Origin of the sequence: Pseudomonas sp. MCal1 (genome assembly GCF_026341415.1) — a bacterium.
Classification (GTDB): domain Bacteria; phylum Pseudomonadota; class Gammaproteobacteria; order Pseudomonadales; family Pseudomonadaceae; genus Aquipseudomonas.
In genome coordinates this window covers 110,939-130,309 of the sequence record NZ_JAKUMP010000003.1, presented here as the reverse complement: position 1 = coordinate 130,309, position 19,371 = coordinate 110,939, and the positions used below count along the sequence as shown (strand labels likewise).

At 59.3% G+C, this 19,371-nt stretch carries 18 protein-coding genes; 4 read left to right on the top strand and 14 right to left on the bottom strand.

Annotation, left to right across the window (positions count from 1 at the left end; all coding sequences use genetic code 11):
• Positions 1–55: 55 nt before the first annotated feature.
• Together MKZ87_RS06435 and MKZ87_RS06430 are read right to left on the bottom strand one after the other, a co-directional pair.
• Complete coding sequence (locus MKZ87_RS06435) at positions 56–1,804, bottom strand: phosphoethanolamine transferase CptA (protein ID WP_085703054.1); 1,749 nt, start codon at positions 1,802–1,804, stop codon at positions 56–58.
• A 213-nt stretch (positions 1,805–2,017) separates the two neighbouring features.
• On the bottom strand, positions 2,018–2,200 hold the full coding sequence (locus MKZ87_RS06430) for a DUF6026 family protein (protein ID WP_007957508.1): 183 nt from the start codon (positions 2,198–2,200) through the stop codon (positions 2,018–2,020).
• 274 nt (positions 2,201–2,474) lie between these two features.
• Here MKZ87_RS06430 and gnd point away from each other — a divergent pair, with 274 nt between their 5' ends.
• From gnd to MKZ87_RS06415, 3 genes are read left to right on the top strand one after another with little or no spacing between them, the layout of a single operon-like run.
• Positions 2,475–3,455: a phosphogluconate dehydrogenase (NAD(+)-dependent, decarboxylating) gene (gene gnd / locus MKZ87_RS06425; protein ID WP_085696368.1), complete on the top strand. Its 981-nt coding sequence runs from the start codon at positions 2,475–2,477 to the stop codon at positions 3,453–3,455.
• A complete protein-coding gene (gene zwf, locus MKZ87_RS06420) occupies positions 3,452–4,975 on the top strand; it encodes a glucose-6-phosphate dehydrogenase (protein ID WP_266200436.1) in 1,524 nt (507 codons plus the stop codon). Before gnd ends, zwf begins: the two co-directional genes overlap by 4 nt.
• Positions 4,972–5,781, top strand: coding sequence for an HAD family hydrolase (locus tag MKZ87_RS06415; protein WP_266200435.1), 810 nt, complete (start codon positions 4,972–4,974; stop codon positions 5,779–5,781). The genes zwf and MKZ87_RS06415 overlap by 4 nt, the downstream gene beginning before the upstream one ends.
• A gap of 45 nt (positions 5,782–5,826) precedes the next feature.
• Here the strand turns inward: MKZ87_RS06415 and nhaB are convergent, their stop codons facing one another.
• The 3 genes from nhaB to MKZ87_RS06400 form a co-directional block, all read right to left on the bottom strand.
• Positions 5,827–7,329, bottom strand: a complete 1,503-nt coding sequence (gene nhaB / locus MKZ87_RS06410; protein WP_085696362.1) for a sodium/proton antiporter NhaB — start codon at positions 7,327–7,329, stop codon at positions 5,827–5,829.
• A 74-nt stretch (positions 7,330–7,403) separates the two neighbouring features.
• Positions 7,404–8,693 carry a hypothetical protein gene (locus MKZ87_RS06405; protein WP_085696360.1) on the bottom strand — a complete coding sequence of 430 codons (1,290 nt, stop codon included), beginning with the start codon at positions 8,691–8,693 and terminating at the stop codon, positions 7,404–7,406.
• 285 nt (positions 8,694–8,978) lie between these two features.
• Positions 8,979–9,245 carry a hypothetical protein gene (locus MKZ87_RS06400; protein WP_011334006.1) on the bottom strand — a complete coding sequence of 89 codons (267 nt, stop codon included), beginning with the start codon at positions 9,243–9,245 and terminating at the stop codon, positions 8,979–8,981.
• Between the two features lie 345 nt (positions 9,246–9,590).
• Here MKZ87_RS06400 and MKZ87_RS06395 point away from each other — a divergent pair, with 345 nt between their 5' ends.
• Positions 9,591–10,916, top strand: coding sequence for a sigma-54 dependent transcriptional regulator (locus tag MKZ87_RS06395; RefSeq protein WP_085696359.1), 1,326 nt, complete (start codon positions 9,591–9,593; stop codon positions 10,914–10,916).
• Positions 10,917–10,996: 80 nt separating this feature from the next.
• Here MKZ87_RS06395 and MKZ87_RS06390 read toward each other — a convergent pair whose 3' ends face one another.
• The 9 genes from MKZ87_RS06390 to MKZ87_RS06350 form a co-directional block, all read right to left on the bottom strand.
• Positions 10,997–12,301, bottom strand: coding sequence for a transporter (locus MKZ87_RS06390; protein ID WP_085696358.1), 1,305 nt, complete (start codon positions 12,299–12,301; stop codon positions 10,997–10,999).
• A gap of 45 nt (positions 12,302–12,346) precedes the next feature.
• Positions 12,347–13,093: a hypothetical protein gene (locus MKZ87_RS06385; protein ID WP_085696357.1), complete on the bottom strand. Its 747-nt coding sequence runs from the start codon at positions 13,091–13,093 to the stop codon at positions 12,347–12,349.
• A 43-nt stretch (positions 13,094–13,136) separates the two neighbouring features.
• Positions 13,137–13,817: a C39 family peptidase gene (locus tag MKZ87_RS06380; protein ID WP_085696355.1), complete on the bottom strand. Its 681-nt coding sequence runs from the start codon at positions 13,815–13,817 to the stop codon at positions 13,137–13,139.
• 63 nt (positions 13,818–13,880) lie between these two features.
• Entirely contained in the window at positions 13,881–14,894 is a 1,014-nt protein-coding gene (locus MKZ87_RS06375) for a heme utilization protein (protein WP_085696352.1), read from the bottom strand.
• 71 nt (positions 14,895–14,965) lie between these two features.
• Complete coding sequence (locus MKZ87_RS06370) at positions 14,966–15,538, bottom strand: adhesin (RefSeq protein WP_085703049.1); 573 nt, start codon at positions 15,536–15,538, stop codon at positions 14,966–14,968.
• A gap of 1 nt (position 15,539) precedes the next feature.
• Positions 15,540–15,989 carry a hypothetical protein gene (locus tag MKZ87_RS06365; protein WP_266200434.1) on the bottom strand — a complete coding sequence of 150 codons (450 nt, stop codon included), beginning with the start codon at positions 15,987–15,989 and terminating at the stop codon, positions 15,540–15,542.
• Between the two features lie 357 nt (positions 15,990–16,346).
• Complete coding sequence (locus tag MKZ87_RS06360; protein ID WP_266200433.1) at positions 16,347–16,871, bottom strand: AAA family ATPase; 525 nt, start codon at positions 16,869–16,871, stop codon at positions 16,347–16,349.
• The gene (gene pnuC / locus MKZ87_RS06355) at positions 16,868–17,431 is read right to left on the bottom strand and encodes a nicotinamide riboside transporter PnuC (protein ID WP_266200432.1); all 564 of its coding nucleotides are present in this window, start codon (positions 17,429–17,431) and stop codon (positions 16,868–16,870) included. The genes MKZ87_RS06360 and pnuC overlap by 4 nt, the downstream gene beginning before the upstream one ends.
• Before the next feature lie 81 nt (positions 17,432–17,512).
• Positions 17,513–19,147 (bottom strand): methyl-accepting chemotaxis protein, encoded by a 1,635-nt coding sequence (locus tag MKZ87_RS06350; protein ID WP_266200431.1) that lies wholly within the window; start codon positions 19,145–19,147, stop codon positions 17,513–17,515.
• Positions 19,148–19,371 lie beyond the last annotated feature (224 nt).

Here is a 19,371-nt window from a genome sequence, read left to right as displayed (position 1 = left end):
TATTTGAAGATGTTTCATCTGTATGAAGAAAGGGCCGTTTCCGGCCCTTTCTTGATTATTGCTTTACCACCTCTGCCACATTGGCGACGGGTTTTTTCGGCTTCATCAGGCTGAAGTCGATCAGGGCTCGCTGTTCGCGTTCGTAAGGGTTGCCGATCAACAGCGGACGCGGCTTGAAGCTGTCGCTGACCAGGCTCTTGCTGCGATCCAGTTCATCGAAACTCAAACCGGCCAGATCCGCCCAGGTGTGGATCAGGTGCGAGCTGCTGTACGGCCGGCTCAGATCCCCGGCAAAGTTCCAGTCGTGGTTTTCGCGCCATTTTGGCGACGCCCAGGCCATGAACGGAATGGTGTACATCGGCGCCGTCGGCTTGTTTTCGTTGCGGCCCAGGGTGCCGTGGCCCACCGAGTCGAACACGTCTTCACCGTGGTCGGAGAGGTACAGCAGGAAGCCGTTCGGATCGGATTTGGCGTAGTCCTTGATCAGGCTCGAGACCACGAAATCGTTGTACAGCACCGCGTTGTCGTAGCTGTTGTAAGTCGGCACCTGATCGTCCCGCACGCCGGCCGGAACGCCGTTGCGATCCTGGAACTTGTCGAAGCTCGGCGGATAACGGTACTGGTAGCTCATATGCGTACCGAGCAAGTGCACGACGATCAGCTTGCGCGGTGCTGCATCGGCCAGGGCCTTATTGAACGGCTCGATCACGTCGCCATCGTACTGGGCGGCGTTCTGGTTGCGGTTGTTGTTCAGGTACACCTGCTCGTCGGCCTGTTCGGAGAAGGTCGTGAGCATGGTGTTGCGCTTGGTCATGGTCTGCTGGTTGGTGATCCAGAAGGTCTTGTAGCCGGCCTGTTTCATCATGCTGACCAGCGAGGGCGTGGACAGGTACAGATCCGGATTTTCTTCGTCGGCGAAGGTCAGCACCTGTTGCAGCGCCTCGATGGTGTAAGGGCGCGGGGTGATGACATTGTCGAAGATCGACAGCTGATCCTTGAGCTTGTCCAGCTCTGGCGTGGTTTTACGCGGGTAACCGTACAGGCTCATGCGCTGGCGGTTGGTGGATTCGCCGATCACCAGCACCAGGGTAGCCGGCTGGTTGGCGCCCGAGTCCTTGAGGTTATGCAGCGGCGGGATTTTGCTCGCGCTGTGCAACATGCTCTGCATTTCGCCCAAGGTGTCGAGATAACGGTGATACGCCACTGCCATCTGCCAAGGCACCGCCGGCTCGATACGGGTTTCGAATTTCTCGAATCCGCCGGCGAAGCTGCCGGTGCGCATCGTCTGCTTGACCAGCGGATAACCGATCACGGCCACCAGGATCGCCATGGCGGCCACGAACGCCCGGCCACGGGGCAGGTACACCGGACGCAGTCGGGTCCACAGGAAGTACGCGAACGCGGTGTGTGCGAGGAACGCCGGAATCATCCACCAGGCAAAGTACTGGGTCATGTACTCGCCGGCTTCGGACACGTTCGACTCGAACATGATGAAAATCACGCTCTGCGAGAATTCCTGCTGGTAGATGAAGAAGTAGCCCAGGCTGGCCATCGAACAGGCCCACAGCACGACGCCAATCAGCGCGGCGAGCAGACGGGTGCGCTTGGGGAACAGGAGCATCGGCGCGAGCCATACGGCGCTCATCACGAAGGCCTGGCGGAACCCGGTGAACCCTGAGGTGCCCGTCAGCTGGATCAGCAGTTGGGTGATACCGGAGAAGTACCAGAAAAACACGAACAGCCAGATCAAACCGGCCCAGTCGAAACCTGTCGCAGTCGTATTGCTGCGTTTGAACACCGCCATTCAGCACTCCAGCTCTGTCGTTACATCCAACGCCGGGCGCCACATGAAAACGGCGCATGAAACCGACGAACGGAGGCCATGCGCAGACACGCACGGCCAGAATGCGCGCGAGTATCAACAAGGGTCTGTGAAAACTTTGTTAATTGCCGAAATCGGTGGGGGGAGCAGTATGTCGGGAACAGCTGAGGCCGTTCCCGAATCGGGCAGGGGAGATCAGGCGTGCGGCGAGCGTTGTACGCGCGGCAGGGGCTGTGGCTCGGCGCCCTGGGTCAGCAGGCGCAATTGCGCGAGTTCCTGCTTGAGCTGGTCGCGTTCATCTTTCAACTGACGCAATTCATCGCGACGGATGGTGACGTACAGGGTTTGTGGCGGCATTGCTGTGTGTACTGTGCCCATTGCTCACCTCGCAAATGGCGTGTCTCAACTGCAGATCAGCCCCCGGTCTGGAGCCTTGATCTGCTATCGGCGCCGATTTTGATTTCTTTTGCTCGTGAATGGAACTTTTTTATTTTTCATGGTCGTTGTGTCTTCGGCACGTTTCCCGACGTTATCACTCTGGATCGGGCACAATGCCCGGAAACTTCACAACGACGCTCTGGACTAAGCTCCATGAGTCACGTTGGGCTATAACCTTTGACACACTTTTATTTGTAGTAAGGAGCATCAGCACATGCAACTCGGGATTATTGGACTGGGCCGCATGGGCGGCAATATTGCGCGACGTCTGATGCTCAACGGTCACACCACCGTTGTTTACGACCGCAATACCGCCTTTGTCGACACCCTGGCCGCCGAGGGCTCTACCGGCGTCGCCGATCTGCCTGCACTGGTCGCAGGCCTGGCCAAGCCGCGTGCGGTGTGGGTCATGTTGCCGGCGGGCGCACCGACTGAAGACACCATCGAAACCTTGAGCAATCTGCTCGAAGCGGGCGACACCATTATCGATGGCGGCAACACCAACTATAAGGACGACATCCGTCGGGCCAAGACTCTGGCCGAGAAGGGCCTGCACTACATCGACGTCGGCACCTCCGGCGGCGTCTGGGGCCTGGAACGCGGTTACTGCATGATGATTGGCGGCGATGCCGAGACCGTTAAGCGTCTGGACCCGCTGTTCGCCGCGCTGGCGCCGGGCATGGGCGATATTCCGCGCACCAAGGACCGCAAGTCCGATGACCACCGTGCCGAGCACGGCTACATTCACGCCGGTCCTGCCGGTGCCGGTCACTTCGTGAAGATGATCCACAACGGGATCGAGTACGGCATGATGGCGGCCTTCGCCGAAGGTTTCGACATCCTCAAGACCAAGTCCAGCGAACTTCTGCCGGAGGATCAGCGTTTCGACCTGAACGTGGCCGACATCGCCGAAGTCTGGCGTCGTGGCAGTGTGGTGTCGTCCTGGTTGCTCGACCTGACCGCCGATGCCCTGGCGGTCGACCCGAAACTCGACGGTTTCTCCGGCTCCGTGGCCGACAGCGGCGAAGGCCAATGGACCATCGAAGCGGCAATGGAACAAAAGGTGCCGGTACCGGTGCTGTCCAACTCGCTGTTCTCGCGCTACCGCTCCCGCGGCCAGGGCACTTTCGGCGACAAGATCCTCTCGGCCCAGCGCTTCGGCTTCGGCGGCCACGTAGAGACTCCGAAGAAATGACCCATACGATCCGCAGAAAATCCAAGGCAGAACCCGCACCACCGACCACGCTGTTTTTGTTCGGTGCCCACGGCGACCTGGTCAAGCGCTTGCTGATGCCGGCGCTGTACAACCTCAGTCGCGACGGCTTGCTTGACGAAAATCTGCGGATCGTCGGCGTTGACCATAACGCCATCACCGATGAAGCCTTCGCGCATAAGCTCGAAGACTTCATCCGTACCGAAGTGGCAGCCAAGGTCGGCAAGGGCGATCAGATCCTTGATCCAGCCTTGTGGGCCAAGCTCGCCAAAGGCATCAGCTACGTCCAGGGTGACTTCCTGGACGACAGCACCTATTCAGCCCTGGCGGCGAAAATCGCCGACAGCGGCACCGGCAATGCGGTGTTCTACCTGGCCACCGCGCCACGTTTTTTCAGCGAAGTGGTGCGCCGTCTCGGCAGCGCCGGGTTGCTCGAGGAAAACCCGGAAGCGTTCAGAAGGGTGGTGATCGAAAAACCGTTCGGCTCCGACCTGCAAACCGCCGAGGCTTTGAACGCCTGCCTGCTCAAGGTCATGTCGGAAAAGCAGATCTACCGGATCGATCACTATCTGGGCAAGGAAACCGTGCAGAACATTCTGGTCAGCCGGTTCTCCAACAGCCTGTTCGAAGCGTTCTGGAACAATCACTACATCGACCACGTACAGATCACCGCCGCCGAAACCGTCGGCGTTGAAACCCGTGGCAGTTTTTACGAACACACCGGCGCCCTGCGGGACATGGTGCCCAATCACCTGTTCCAGTTGCTGGCCATGGTGGCGATGGAGCCGCCGGCTGCGTTCGGCGCCGATGCGGTGCGGGGCGAGAAGGCCAAGGTAGTCGGTGCGATCCGGCCCTGGACCACCGAGCAAGCACGGGAAAACTCGGTGCGCGGTCAGTACGGCGCCGGTGAAGTCGCGGGCAAACCGGTGGCCGGTTATCGCGATGAAAAAAACGTCTCCCCTGAAAGCACCACGGAAACCTACGTGGCGCTCAAGGTGATGATCGACAACTGGCGTTGGGTCGGCGTGCCGTTCTACCTGCGCACCGGCAAGCGCATGAGCGTGCGCGATACCGAGATCGTCATCTGCTTCAAACCGGCGCCGTATGCGCAGTTCCGGGATACCGAAGTCGACGAATTGCAGCCGACCTACCTGCGTATCCAGATCCAGCCCAACGAAGGCATGTGGTTCGACCTGCTGGCCAAGCGGCCGGGGCCGGCGCTGAACATGGCCAACATCGAGCTGGGGTTCGCCTACAAGGACTTCTTTGAAATGCAGCCGTCCACCGGCTACGAAACCCTGATCTACGACTGTCTGACCGGTGACCAGACGCTGTTCCAGCGCGCTGACAACATCGAGAACGGCTGGCGCGCGGTGCAGCCGTTCCTCGACGCCTGGCAGCAGGATGCCAGTGTGCAGGGTTATGCCGCCGGCGAAGACGGGCCGAAAGCCGCCGATGATCTGCTGATTCGCGATGGTCGCGTCTGGCATGGTCTGGGATGAGCGAACCGATCCGTTTTCTGTTGAGCGACATGGACGGCACGCTGTTGCTGCCCGATCACAGCCTGAGTCAGCGCACGATTGATGCGGTCCGTTCGTTGCGCGAGGCGGGCGTGCTGTTCAGCCTCGCCACCGGGCGTCCGCCCAAAGCCATGCTGCAACAGATCGAGGCCTTGGGCGTGGACCTGCCGACAGCAGCGTTCAACGGCGGCACGATCGTCAATCCGGACGGCAGCATTCTGGTGGCTCATTTCCTGCCCGCGACGGCAGCGTTGACCGCATTGGCATTGTTCGCCGATCAACCGGATGTCGAAATCTGGGTGTTCAGCGGCGGCGACTGGTTGCTCAAGGATCCTCACGGGCCGATGGTGCCGCGTGAGCAGCACGGGCTCGGATATCCGCCAGTGGTGGTGGAGAGTTTCGAGCCGTATCTGGAGCGTATCGACAAGATCGTGGCAACCAGCAGCGATACGGAACTGCTGATCGAGCTGGAGGCGCGGTTGCTGCCGAAAGTCGAGGGCATGGCACAGGTGTCGCGCTCGCAACCGGTATATCTGGACGTGACGGCGCTGGAGGCCAACAAGGGCTCGGCGCTGGTGACGCTGGCTGAACATCTGGGCGTATCAATGGCGCAGACGGTGGCAATTGGCGACGGCGGCAATGATCCGGCGATGTTCCATGTCGCCGGTTTGGCGATTGCCATGGGGCAGGCCGAGGACGCGGTGAAGCGTCAGGCCGATGTGGTCACCGGGCCGAACACCGAGGACGGGGTGGCACAGGCGATCGAGAAATACATTTTGCCGCGTTGATCGATGCATAAAAAAACGGGAGCCCGATGGCTCCCGTTGTTGTTTTTACAGCCAGTAGCTAACGGCATACCAGCCCAGCAATCCCATCACGATGGTGTAGGGCAATGCCATCCACACCATTCGCCCGTAGGACAACCGCACCAGCGGTGCAATCGCCGACGTCAGCAGAAACAGGAACGCCGCCTGGCCATTGGGTGTGGCCACGCTCGGCAGGTTGGTGCCGGTGTTGATCGCAATCGCCAGTGTCTCGAAATGCTCGCGGCTCATGTGTCCGGACAGGAACGCCTGTTTCACCTCGGTGATGTAGATCGTGGCGACGAACACGTTGTCACTGATGGCCGATAACAGGCCGTTGGCGATGAACAGCATCCCCGGCTGCTGATCGGCCGGCAATGTCAGTACCCACTGAATCAACGGCGCGAACAGTTGTTGATCGTGAATCACCGCCACCACGGCGAAGAACACCACAAGCAGCGAAGTGAACGGCATCGCATCCTTGAAGGCATTGCCCAGACGATGCTCGTCGGTAATGCCGCTGAAAGCCGTGATCAGCACAATCACCATCAGGCCTATCAAGCCGACTTCGGCGATATGGAACGCCAGCCCGGCAATCAGGATCAGCGCAGCGCAGCCTTGCACCAGCAGAGCGGCACGTTGGCGCGGGGTGCGTTCGGCATTGTCTTCGGCGGCGTAGTTGGCCAGCACGGCACGTACGTTGTCCGGCAGCAACGTGCCGTAGCCGAACCAGCGCAGTTTCTCCAGCAGCAGGCAGGTCACCAGTCCCGCAACCAGAACCGGCAGCGACACGGGGGCGACCTTCACGAAAAACTCGGCGAAGTGCCAGCCCATTTCGTGGCCGATCAGAAGATTCTGCGGCTCGCCGACCAGGGTGCAGACGCCGCCCAGTGCGGTGCCGACAGCGCCGTGCATCAACAGGCTGCGCAGGAACGCGCGGAACTGTTCCAGGTCATCATGATGCAACTGGGGCAGATGGCGGTCATCGCTGAACTCGCTGTCCTGGCGCGGGTCGTTGCCGGAGGCCACTCGGTGGTAAACCGAATAGAAGCCCACAGCGGCACTGATGATCACCGCGGTCACGGTCAACGCGTCAAGAAACGCCGAAAGAAACGCCGATAAAAAGCAGAACATCAGGGCCAACAGCGCCTTCGAACGCACGCCGAGCAACAGGCGCGAGAACAGGAACAGCAGCAGGTCTTTCATGAAGTAGATGCCGGCGACCATGAACATAAGCAGCAGAATCACCGGGAAATTGTGCTGCAACTCTTCGTACAGCGCCTGGGGCGTGGTCATTTTCAGCAGCAGCGCTTCGATCAGCAGCAAGCCACCTGGCATCAGCGGGTAGCACTTGAGCGCCATGGCCAGAGTGAAAATGAACTCGATTACCAGCAACCAGCCGGCCGCGACCGGGCCGACGGTCCACAGCACCAGTGCGTTGAGAATCAGAAACCCGACGATGCACGCCTTGTACCAGCGGGGCGAATGCCCGAGAAAGTTGTGCGCGAACGCCTGAGCCATCGAACCGGACATCGGTTGCTCCTTGTTTTAAGAAGCACGCAAGTTGCCGTAAGCGATGGGCAAGATCAAGTGTGAGAAGGTTCGCATCAGTGATTCAGATAACGCGCGACCAGTGCGCGGTAGTTGCCATCCAGTGAATAGCCGCCTACCAGAATGCCGCCGTCAGGCTGTATCGCCAGCGAGGTGGCGGTATCGAGGCTGCGCCCCAGTCGTGTGCGCAACCAGCCATTACCTGATCCGAAACCTCGATCAAGGCTGCCGTTCGCCAGATAGCGGGCGACGATGAAGTCGGCTTCGACCCCGCCGATCGTTGCGCCGACCGCGATGATGCGCCCGTCCGGCATCACCTGCGCGGCACTCCATTGGCAGCCGCTGAAGGCGATTTCCAGCAGGTGCGGCTGACCACCGTTGCAATGCAGGTCGGGGCGGCCGTTGCCATGGACGGACAGCGCCATGCATCGAATCGGATCGCGGCTGCTGCCAAAACAATGCAAATGCTCCGCCGATTCGATGACCTGGGTAACCAGCGCGCTGTGCCCCTGGGCTTTGAAGGCCATGAAACCGTCCACCGCAAAACGCTCATCGAGCCGCCCGTCCGGCAGATAGCGGGTGAGCAGGCCTTCCTGAGGAAAGTCGATGGAGCCGGCCACCACGATTCTGCCGTCTTCTTGCAACAGCAGAGCGCCGAGCCAGGTATTGAGCAGCAAGTGGCGAACCATGACGAAACCGCGCCCGTTGAACGACGGATCAAGGTTGCCATCGGGTTTGAGGCGGATCAGCATGCCGACGTGATCGGCGAGCTCGAAGTGATGGTTGGCGATCAGCAGGATATGCCCGTCGGGCTGCACTGCAAAATCGCAGGCTTCGGCGCCTGGAACGCCTGGCGGCAACCAGGCATCGCGGGTGCCCATGGACAGGTCGCCGGGCAGGCGGACAATTTGCTGGCCATTGTCACCGAAGTCCGGGTCAGGCCGACCTTGGGTATCGAACAGGGCCAGGGCAGGCAGAGTGCGATGCTCTGATTCGTAGTGCAGGCCCGCCAGCAGGATTCGTCCGTCGGGCAAGACCTGAACCTTGCTGCCGGTGGCCTCGAAGCCGGCGGCGAACTGGCCGATCACGCTGCCTTGAAAACCAAAGCCCAGATCCGCCGAGCCGTCTTCGAGCAGGCGCGCCAGGCCGAAACGGCTGCCTTGTGCAGTAGCTACCTTGGCGGCGACCAGAATTCGGCCTTGCGCATCGAGCGCCACACTTTGAGTCAGGCTGGACATACTTCCGACGAAGTAAACCTGCGCCACACCGTTGCTGGAAAAGTTCTTGTCGAGTTGTCCGGCGTTATTCGCTAGCGTCGGCAGCGCGATGGCTGTCTGGGTTGACATGCATGCTTCTCCTTGCGAGTCGACCGGTTTCCGGGAAGCGGAACGGGTAACTGCATGAGCGAAACATTCAATCCCTGAATACTCGCTAGTACAACTGTAAGAACTAACAGGTGGAGGGTCGCACTGTGCCAGAACAGTGTCTTTTTGAACCAGTCGCAAGCCTGCCAAGTATCGAGGCGCGAAAGTATTGGGGAAAGTTGTACAAAAAGACTGAAGTTGGAAAAGGATCCGCAACTAACAGAAGAGGGCGGATGACTTGAACGTCATCCGCATTGCCCGCCAATATCAGTGTGGCATCGACCAGGATTGCAGCGCATAGCCTTCTTCGCTCAGTTCGGCGCGGGCCTGTTGCAGCAGGTGTTCAAGTTGCGCCGGATCGGAGTAGGCGCTGCTCGGGATCTGGGTGCGACCGATGTGGGAATTGGTCCGGTCGATAACGGTCAGGCTCAGTTCGCCATTGCCGTCTTGTGGGGCCCAGGCGACGCATTGAAAAGGTTCAAATGCGCGGTTGGCAATCAAAAGAGCTTCGTTGATACGGAGCGGGGCGGTCATGGGATCTTCTCTCTATTAGTGCCCAATCAAGTGATCGGCCGTCAGTTGGGCTTACCGTACGGCGAGTTACTTGTACTGATGCACGCAACCCGCTGGCGGGTCACACAGAATCTGAAGAAATTTCGACTTTCTTTCATACACTCAATCTTCAGACAGGTTTTGAAAGCCTGGCGAAAGATTTAAGTCGATAGCTAACTAATAAACTGGCTTCTTATAACTGGTTCACTTGTACATCTATAAGCAATCGATACAAGACGCCGTCAAATTCTTGCTAATGTAACAGTCAGGCCTGCCAAATGACTGTTTTTACGATCATTTCCTGAAATTTGGCGCCAAGGAACAGTCATGAACGAAGCGCCTGCCTTAAGACGTTTGTTGGTCGTCGACCCCTGCGACGATTGTCACCGATTGTTGCCGGGTTTACGTGCCGTGGGCTGGGACGTCGACAGTTGCAGCCTGGAAAATGCCGCCGACCGAAGCTGCGACGTCGGCTTGTTGCGGTTGCAGCCTTTTCACCTGGAACGTCCCGAAGCCGTCAAGGAGCTGATCAGCCGCAGCGGCACCGAATGGATCGCCGTGCTGAATCAGGAAGTGTTGCGCTTGCAGAACGTCGGCGATTTCGTCTGCGAGTGGTTTTTCGATTTCCACACCTTGCCGTTCGACGTATCACGGGTGCAAGTTACCCTCGGTCGGGCGTTCGGCATGGCGCGTCTGCGCGGTCAGGGCACGATTCACGTCGACCAGCCCGAACATGAGCTGCTGGGCGACAGCAAACCGATTCGCGAGCTGCGCAAACTGTTGAGCAAACTGGCGCCCACCGAGTCGCCAGTGCTGATTCGCGGCGAAAGCGGTACCGGTAAAGAACTCGTCGCCCGCACGCTGCACCGGCAGTCGCAACGCCACAGCAAACCCTTCGTGGCGATCAACTGCGGTGCGATTCCCGAGCACTTGATCCAGTCCGAACTGTTCGGCCATGAGAAAGGCGCTTTCACCGGCGCCCATCAGCGCAAGATCGGCCGAATCGAAGCAGCTAACGGCGGCACGTTGTTTCTCGATGAAATCGGTGATCTGCCGCTGGAGCTGCAAGCCAATCTGCTGCGTTTCCTTCAGGAAAAACACATTGAACGGGTCGGTGGCAGTCAACCGATCCCGGTGGATGTGCGGGTATTGGCGGCGACCCACGTCGACCTCGAAGCCGCGATCGAGAAAAAACGTTTCCGCGAGGACTTGTACTACCGGCTCAATGTGCTGCAAGTCGTCACCGCACCGTTACGCGAGCGTCACGGCGACCTGTCGATGCTGGCCAACCATTTCTCCCACTTCTACAGTCACGAAACCGGCCGTCGTCCGCGCAGCTTCAGCGAAGACGCGCTGATCGCCATGGGCAAGCACGACTGGCCGGGTAATGTCCGTGAGCTGGCCAACCGCGTGCGTCGGGGTCTGGTGCTGGCCGAAGGGCGACAGATCGAGGCCCGAGACCTGGGGCTGATCAGCCAGCAGTCGATCGCGGCACCGATGGGTACGCTTGAAGATTACAAGATCCGCGCTGAACGCCAGGCGCTGTGCGATGTATTGAACCGGCACAGCGACAATCTCAGCGTTGCCGCCAAAGTGCTGGGGGTTTCCCGGCCAACTTTCTACCGTTTGCTGCACAAGCATCAGATCCGCTAGGGCGCGGCGCTTCCTGAGCCCGGGAAGCTGAAAAGGCCCGCTGCGATGCAAATCGCAGCGGGCCTTTTCATGTGTGGTGATTAGAAGTAGTACGGGAATTTCAGGCTGAAGGAGAAGTCCGGGGCATCGTCCGTCATGCCGATGGACAGGTTGGGCACGATGGTCAGGTTGTCGGTGGCCGCGATGGTCATGCCGACGTTGAAGTAACCGGCGTTGGCGTCGCTGGACACCACCGATTCCCAATCGCCGCCATCCTGTTTCAGCTTGCTCTTGCGTTGCACCAAGTCCGAGACGGAGAACGACATACTCATCTTCTCGTTCAGTGCGAAGGCAACACCTGCGCCAATCTGGAAGCTGTCGCCGATGCGTACCTTACCCGGGGTTTTCTGGTTGACGGTCGAACTGATGTCGTCGAACGATTCCTCGAAGTTATGGGTGTAGGACAGGCTGCCGAACAACACGGCCGGGTCAAACGTCTTGACCAGCGAGATGCCCGGGGTGATCGACCAGACGCCGTTGCCGGTAGGCAGGGTGTCAGGCACGAACAGGTTCGAGTTGGCATCGGTCTGGCGCAGCTTGATCCCGAACGGATCCTTGCCCGTTGGCGCCTTGACCCGCAAGGAAACCACGGCGTCCGGGGTGTTGACCGATTCGTCCAGGAACTTGTAGGCGATGCCGAAGTTGACGTCGCCGATGGTCGGGTCGCGGCTTACGTCCTGTTCGGTGGTGACATTGGAGGCGCCTCCGTTGCCGCCGCCTGACTGATAGGTCGATTCACGGTAGACCACCGGCACGTTCAGGTCGAACTGCCAGCGATTGTCAAAGTTGTAGCGTCCCGTCAGGTCGAGAGTCCAGGTATCGGCCTTGATCCGGTCGAGGTTGATGTTGCCCAGAAAGATCGAGTCCAGGGCGAGGAAGCCGTTGAGGATCAGTTGGCGGGTGTCGTAGCGTGAATAGGTCACGCCGGTTTCAAAGCTGAACTTGCCGCCGCCAAAGAAGCCGCTGGCTTCGTCGTACAGGTTGGACACACTCTGTGCCGGTTGCGAATCATCGGCCAGCGACTGGCCATAAGATGCGCCACTTCCCCCGGCGGCGCCCCCCGACGCTGCTGCAGCCCCGGTGCCGGCGGCGACCCGGTTGCCTTTCATGTCCGAAGGCGATTTGGCCAGGCGTTTTGGGGGAGGGGACGCGGGCTGGTCTTCGACCTGGCGGACCCGTTGTTCGAGCACCGCCAGGGCTTTCTGTTGTACTTCGTATCGTTGCTTAAGCTCCAAAAGTTCCTGTTTCAGGGCTTCCACATCTGCGTCGGGTGCTGCTTGCAGCATCGCCGCAGGTAGAAGAGTACTCAAACATACAGCGGCACGCAGTGATACTGATCGATACATGAATAAGCCGTCCCTTTAAGCCCAATGATCGAGACTCAGCGTAGTTCAATATCCGATATTGCGTAGTGCCCTGAGTTGAGTCAGGTTGCAGTCCAGTGCGCCGGCACTCATGCCGTTATTGTTAAGGACAACGTTGAGTTGAGTCAGGTTGTTGACTACGTTTGCGCTACCCAGCAAACGGGTGTTTTGCAGCAGTCCGCCCTGGGCGACCTGTTGCAAGGCTGTACCCTGATTGCCGGAGGCCTGAATGGCCATTTGAACACCGCCGCCTGTGGCCGATACCGCGACGCTGCCGGCGCCGTTGCTGCCGGAAATGGTCTGGCCGGCCATCAAGGCCTGGCCCTGGGCAGGCATCAGTGCAGGTGCCTGACTGGCTTCTTTGACGTTGATCGCAACGTTGTTGTAGGCGGAGTTGCCGTCGCCGGCGGCGCGCACACTCTGCGTCACGCCCTGGCTGGAGTTGAGTCCCGCACCACCCACGATCGAGCCCGTCCCCAGTTCCGGGGTACTGCCATTGCCGTGTTCCTTGATGGTCGAGACGTAGAATTCGGGTTTTACCGAAGCTGCCTGCAATTGCATCGTGGCCGAGGCCCCGATCAGATCTCCACTGGCGTTGCGCCAGGTACTGCTCATGACGACACCGAAGCTGATGATCCGGCCCGGCATGACGTAGCGACCGCGTAGCTCAGCGAGCTCCTGGTCCTTGATTTCAATGGGTTTGAATCCTGCATTGGCATAGCCTGATGCGCTCGCTGCCAGGCAGGCGGCGGCCAGCCAGTATGAGGTTTTCATCTGCTGCTCCCGGGACATCCAGCCCCACTCTTGTAATCGGCGATTAAAAGAAGTCGCTCTGTATGAACCCGAAGTCCATCAATTCAGCATCTTTGACCGGGTTGAAAGCATCCAGCTTGTTTTTGGCCGTCAGCGGTACCGGAGGGCTGCGCAAGGCATTGGCCTTGTCATATCCGGGGCCGACGATGGCAAATACAATGCCGTTCCAACCTTTGACAAAGTCATCATGGGAGTAGCGTTTGTGTCCCAGGACCGGGTCTGCGATGTAAACCCAATCCTTGTCCGCCCGCTGCATCACCACGAAATGCTTGTAGCCGCGAATTTCCATCAGTACCACCACCGGGATCGTGACAGCGTCGAGTTTTTCCCGGGGAATCTTGTAGCCTCTGGCGCGCATGCCGATGCTTTCTATGTAGCGCTTCATGTCCAGCATGGAGAAACCCTGAGTACGGACAAGGTCCTGGTCTGCATTGACCAGCATGCCTTTGATGATGTGCTCCTCATCGACGTCGAGCCAATAAGCCTGGCGCAATACCGTAGCCAGTGCGGCGGCGCCGCAGCTGAAGTCGGTTTTCTGTTCGACGATGTCGGCAAACTTGCGCTCACGAATGCTTTGCACGTTTTTGTAGACAAGCGTGCCGCCGGGCAGGGCAGCAACGGGCATCTGGGCAGCCTGGGTCAGGCCACAGAAGCAAAGCACAGCGAGGAGGGCAGTCTTACGCATGATCGATACGCCTTTGCGGACTGAGGAAAAGCCCCGTTTCCGGGGCTTTCGTTTCGATCGCGATTACATGCAGGCTTTGCAACCTGCGGCGATGGACAGCGAGTTGCTTTGTTGGTTGCCAACACCTGCCGATACGTTGGCTCCGCCGTTGCCGGAGAAGTTGTTCATCGAACCGGTCATGGTTGCGGTGTTGGTTACAGGGTTTTTCCAGCCATCTTTGGTCAGCACTTGTTGAGTGGTGACGCCAGCCAGACCGAAGACACCCACGGCTTCGAATTTGGCTTTTTGATCGTCATCACGACCACCGCCGCGGTTGTTGTTGCCATAGCCGCCGTGACCGCCACCGCCGTGGTGATCATCGTCTTCGATGGTTGCAGTACCTTTGGCGGCGAAGACGCCAGCGGCTGCGAAGGTGCCGGTGAGGGTGTCTTTTTTGTAGGTTTGCACGCCTTTGTTTTCTACGACCAGGCCAGTGGAAGACTGGTTGGCGGCAGCAGCGGCAGTGGCTACACGGCCACCCGATACGGCGATTGCCAGGTTGTTTTTCTGTTGGTTGAAGTTGCCGGAAGTCACGTTGATGCCGATGTTCCCGGATCCGTTGTTGCCAGCGTTGTTAAGTGTAGCGGTGTTGAGGGTCGACGAGTTTTTCACATAGTTGTTGTTGTTGACTTGAGTTGCACTCGAGGCAGCAACAGCAGTACCGAAGATGAAGCTTTCGTCGGCGGTGGCCAGGGCTGCGGCATTGTCTTGTTGGTTGCCGTCGCCGGCTGCAACGTTGGCGCCCATGTTGCCGTTGGAGCCGTTCAGCGAGTTGTCAGCCTTCGCATCGTTTTTAGTGCCCTGGTTTTTTACCACGTTGCCATCGCTGTTTTGTGCATCAAGCACAGCAGCACCGGCACCGGCGGTGATTTGCAGAAGTTGTTCCAGGGTTGGGCCTTTTGGATCATGGTTGCCATGACCATTGCCGTGCCCGTTACCATGACCGTGATTATCATCACGACCGCCTGCCTGTGCTGCGATTGCCATCACTGCTGCGAGTGCGAAAACCAGTGGTTTGAGGGCCATTGTAGGTTTCATGGTGTTTCTCCGTCGTGCTTATTAGTTGGTTAAGTGTTGGTACTTTCTAATTGCACTGCTTCTTGTTTGGGTCAGTCTGCGACCCGGATGCTCAGGGTGTTAGCCATTCGGTTCCCCACCCCGGCACTCTGGTTCACCTGGATTACCCCCCGGCTGCCGGTGAAGGCCTGATCACTTGTCGTGACCTGGCGACTGCCGGGTGAGGTGCCAGTTGCTCCTGAGCTCGGTAACAACGCCACGTTCTGTTGGGAAAGGGCGCTATCGTCAATGCTTTGCGGGCCGGCACTGATGCTGACGCGCGTCACATTTGCCATCTGGTTGTTAGCCCCGGCCCCCTGGTTCACGCCCAGGATCCCGTTGCCGTTACTGAAAGAGGTGCCGCCAATGTTGGCGCTCGCGTTGATCGAGCGGTCGGCGGGGGTGTCGATTTTCTGTTTCACGCTGGTGGTCGCGTGGGATTCGGTGCCAATGGCGATCGCCTTGACGTTGGCCTGTTGCATTTGGTCGCCGGCGGCCTGGTTGACGTTGAAGTTGCCCCGGTACTGAACGCCGGAGTCTTGAATGTTCGCGTTGTTCACAGCACTGGGGTCGGCCATCACGCTGGAGCAGCCGAGCAGGGCGATAACGAGCAGGGAACGATTCATCTCATTGGCCTCCAGCCATGCGGGTCAACGGGGCAAGGCCGGTGCTCATGGCACGGTTGACGGTATTGGAGATCGAGCTGCCGGAACCGCCGCCATGCCCGGCACTCATGCCGGGCATCCCGTTGGGATTGGTCAGGGTGTTCATGCCAGGCAGATTCGAATTGGGGGTATTGATGTTGCCGCGGATCGACGATCCGCTGGCTACACTGGCAAATTCACCGTCGTTGAGTTCGGTGCTGGTCATCGCTTGACTGATTCGGGCCGACGGGTTGGCATTGACGGTGGTCGGGTAGGGATCTTTGCCGCCGCTGCGGCCGATCGGGACCGGCTGGACGTCACGGTTGAGCACGATCACGCCATTGCCGTCGGCCTGAACGTTGAAACTGAGAAAAGCGCTGGCGGCTGATCCGATCAGCAGAAGGCAGGTAAAGGCTTTTTTGATGTTCCCCACGGCGGCAATTCCTTCTTCAGTGGGCTGAGCCTGTTCAGCGTTGTGAAGGAGAGAGCGAAAGCTGTGCCGCTTTTTAGATGTCTTTTGATTTCAAAGGGTTGTGTGGATTGGACGCAGGGTTGATACACAATCTGTTTCATCGCTGAAACAAGTCACTGGGTTCGCAACCCCTTAAAGTCATTGCAATGCTCTGGAACAAGGGTTTGCGCGCAGGTGTTTCATCTGCGTAACAAGTCGCATGACAAAGTGATGAAGGGCGCTGAGACGGGCACTTTGCACCCGCAGGAGTGTTTCAGGAACGGACACTTTTGCCCCAAAACAGGGGGAAGGAACGGGGCATTCGCCCCGAAACCTGGGTCAGTCCGCGAGCAGTGAGCGCACCGCGTCGAAGGCTTGCTGCTGGCGTTCGGCCCAGTTGCCCTGAATGATCTGCAAAGGTTGATGATGGGTTTGCAGCCAGATCCGGGTGGCCTCATAGAACGCGAGCCGTTCATTCAAGTCGGGCTGGCAGCGCTGACCATCGTCCGTCCACTCGATCTGCTCGGGGGAGAGCAGCAAGTGCAGGTCGTAGTGACGCGCCAGCAACTCGGTTTGCAGCCAGGGCGGGCAGTCGCCGAACAGGGTCTGGCTCCACAGAATGTTGCTCAACAGATGCGTATCCAGAATCAGCAATCGCGGCTGCTGCGCCCGTGCCGCGTCTTCCCATTGCAACTGGCCGCGAGCAATTTCCGGGATGTCGGCGAGGCAGGTATCGCGAGGGTTCTGCTCGATGAACCAGCGCACAAATTCGTCCACGCGCAAACCGCCGAACTGCTGTTGAATGCCGGCCGCCAGCCAGCTCTTGCCCGTGGACTCGGGGCCGGTCAGGACAATCACTTTCATCGTTGCAACGCCGGATCGGCACGCCATTCGCGCCAGCCTTGCACCGCAATTACGGTGAACAGGGCATACAGCGCCGCCGTGAGGTACAGCCCTTTATAGAGAAACAGCGCGACGAAGATCACATCCAGCACGAACCACAAAGCCCAGCATTGCAGACGTTTGTGGGCCATCCAGAATTGCGCGACCAGGCTGAAACCGGTCAGGGCCGCGTCGAGCCACGGTTGTGCCGCGTCCGTCCAGTGAGCCATGGCCGCGCCCAGCAGCAGACTGCCCGCCGCGCCAATGGCCAGCCCTTGCGCAATCGAGCGGGTGTTGAGCCGGCTGACCTCGCGTCCGTCGTGCATCGTCCCGGCCCGCGTCCATTGCCACCAGCCATAGAGTTGCAGCCCGGCATACACCACCTGCAGCAGCATGTCCGAATACAGCTTTACCTCGAAGAATACCCAGGTGTAGAGCAACACCATGACCAGCCCGATCGGCCAGCACCACGGATTCTGTTTGACCGTGAGCCACACGGCGATTACACCGAGAGCGGCGGCAAACAGTTCGAGCCCGGACATGCAGGATCCTTGGGAGGAATAGAAGAGGGAGCGGATTGTACCGAAAAACAGGTGGGAAACGAGTTCCCACCTGAAAGGGCGTCAGACGCGAAACTGACGCAGTAAGCCGTTCAACTGTTCGCTGAGCTCGCCCAGGCGAACGCTCGCCACACTCGACTGCTCTGCCGCCAGCGCGGTGCCGTGGGACAGCCCCGCGGCCTGGGTGACGTTCTGATTGATGTCTTCGACCACATGCGCCTGCTGCAGCGTTGCGCTGGCAATCGAGGCGTTCAGGCCATTGAGGTTGCGCAGGGCCTGGCCGATGGCATTCAGGCTGGCACTGGCCAGGCCGGCCTGCTCGATGGTCAGTTGCGAAGCCTTGCTGCTGTCGCCGATCACCTTCACCGCGGCTTCGGAATGATTTTGCAGGCGTTCGATCATCGTCTGGATTTCCGCCGTGGACTTCTGCGTGCGTTGCGCCAGCAAACGCACTTCGTCAGCCACCACTGCAAATCCGCGACCCTGTTCGCCGGCGCGTGCTGCTTCAATCGCGGCGTTGAGAGCGAGCAGGTTGGTCTGCTCGGCAATCGAGCGGATCACCTCCAGCACGCTGCCAATCTGCGTGCTCTCGGTCGCCAGCGTGCGGATCACTTCGACGGCCTGATCGATGGTGCCGGACAGCTTGTCAATCTGCTGCAGGCTGCTGTCGATGTTGACCTGGCCTTGTTGGGCCTGGGCTTCTGCGTCACGCATTTCGCTGGCGGCGTGCTCGGCGTTCTTCGCCACGTCCTGCACACCGTAGGTCACTTCGTTGACGGCGGTGGCCACCAGCTCCATCTGCTGCGACTGCTGCTGGCTGCGTTGCCGGGCCTGTGCCGCATCGTTGCCCAGCTCACTGGACGATTGGCCCAATGCGCTGGCGGATACCTGCAAGTCACCGATCACCCGGCGCAGCTTGGCGGTGAAAGCATTGAAGTGATGGGCCAGTTGAGTGACCTCGTCCTGACCCTGGGTGTCGAGGCTGCGAGTCAGATCGCTTTCGCCGCTGGCAATGTTGGCCATGGCGTTCACGGTTTCCTGTAACGGACGAACGATGCTGCGGGCAATCAGGATCACCAGAAGTGCCATGATCGCCGCAATGACCAGACCGACAACCGACGCCTTGAGCACCTGGCCCTGGAACTCGGCCTGCACGTCGTCGACGTACACGCCCGAACCGATGACCCAGCCCCACGGCTCAAACAGTTTCACGTAAGAGGTTTTGGCCACCGGTTCACTGGCACCCGGCTTGGGCCAACGATAGTCGACCATGCCGGCGCCTTTGGCCTTGGCGATGGCGACCATTTCGTTGAACACCGCAAAACCGTCCGGGTCGCGGATCGCCGAGAGGTTCTGGCCTTCAAGCTTGGGATTGGTCGGGTGCATGACCATCACGGGCGTGAGGTCATTGATCCAGAAGTAATCGTTCTGGTCATAGCGCAGGCCGCGAATGGCAGTCAGCGCCTGTTTTTGCGCCACATCGCGCGTCAGGGTGCCTGCCGCTTCGAGGCCCTGGTAGTACGTCAGCAAACCGCTGGCGGTCTGCACCACATGTTGGGTTTTCTGGGCCTTGGCGTGATACAGGTCATCATGGATCTGCTTGAGCATCAAAACGCCCAACGTCAGCAGCATGACGACTGCCACGATCAAGATGAGCCACAAGCGTCGGCTGATCGACACACTGCGCAAGCTGTTCATAACGCTGTCACTCCGGATTCTTTTTCTTGTAATAAACCACCGCCAGCATCCAACCACGTTTCGGTGACCGGGCATACGCGACCCAAGTCGTATAACGCGGCAGCGCTATTACGGCTTGTCTGTTAGGATTTCGGCGCCGCGCGTAAAAACCTGAATCCAAATTGATTTTTCACGGAATTTTGACTGTTTCGTGTGGATCCTGTGCGTGCGGAATCGGTACAGCT

Coding starts and splice junctions, on each gene's coding strand:
- MKZ87_RS06435 (WP_085703054.1), bottom strand. CDS start 1,804: ATGGCGGTGTTCAAACGCAGCAATACGACTGCGACAGGTTTCGACTGG.
- MKZ87_RS06430 (WP_007957508.1), bottom strand. CDS start 2,200: ATGGGCACAGTACACACAGCAATGCCGCCACAAACCCTGTACGTCACC.
- gnd (WP_085696368.1), top strand. CDS start 2,475: ATGCAACTCGGGATTATTGGACTGGGCCGCATGGGCGGCAATATTGCG.
- zwf (WP_266200436.1), top strand. CDS start 3,452: ATGACCCATACGATCCGCAGAAAATCCAAGGCAGAACCCGCACCACCG.
- MKZ87_RS06415 (WP_266200435.1), top strand. CDS start 4,972: ATGAGCGAACCGATCCGTTTTCTGTTGAGCGACATGGACGGCACGCTG.
- nhaB (WP_085696362.1), bottom strand. CDS start 7,329: ATGTCCGGTTCGATGGCTCAGGCGTTCGCGCACAACTTTCTCGGGCAT.
- MKZ87_RS06405 (WP_085696360.1), bottom strand. CDS start 8,693: ATGTCAACCCAGACAGCCATCGCGCTGCCGACGCTAGCGAATAACGCC.
- MKZ87_RS06400 (WP_011334006.1), bottom strand. CDS start 9,245: ATGACCGCCCCGCTCCGTATCAACGAAGCTCTTTTGATTGCCAACCGC.
- MKZ87_RS06395 (WP_085696359.1), top strand. CDS start 9,591: ATGAACGAAGCGCCTGCCTTAAGACGTTTGTTGGTCGTCGACCCCTGC.
- MKZ87_RS06390 (WP_085696358.1), bottom strand. CDS start 12,301: ATGTATCGATCAGTATCACTGCGTGCCGCTGTATGTTTGAGTACTCTT.
- MKZ87_RS06385 (WP_085696357.1), bottom strand. CDS start 13,093: ATGAAAACCTCATACTGGCTGGCCGCCGCCTGCCTGGCAGCGAGCGCA.
- MKZ87_RS06380 (WP_085696355.1), bottom strand. CDS start 13,817: ATGCGTAAGACTGCCCTCCTCGCTGTGCTTTGCTTCTGTGGCCTGACC.
- MKZ87_RS06375 (WP_085696352.1), bottom strand. CDS start 14,894: ATGAAACCTACAATGGCCCTCAAACCACTGGTTTTCGCACTCGCAGCA.
- MKZ87_RS06370 (WP_085703049.1), bottom strand. CDS start 15,538: ATGAATCGTTCCCTGCTCGTTATCGCCCTGCTCGGCTGCTCCAGCGTG.
- MKZ87_RS06360 (WP_266200433.1), bottom strand. CDS start 16,871: ATGAAAGTGATTGTCCTGACCGGCCCCGAGTCCACGGGCAAGAGCTGG.
- pnuC (WP_266200432.1), bottom strand. CDS start 17,431: ATGTCCGGGCTCGAACTGTTTGCCGCCGCTCTCGGTGTAATCGCCGTG.
- MKZ87_RS06350 (WP_266200431.1), bottom strand. CDS start 19,147: ATGAACAGCTTGCGCAGTGTGTCGATCAGCCGACGCTTGTGGCTCATC.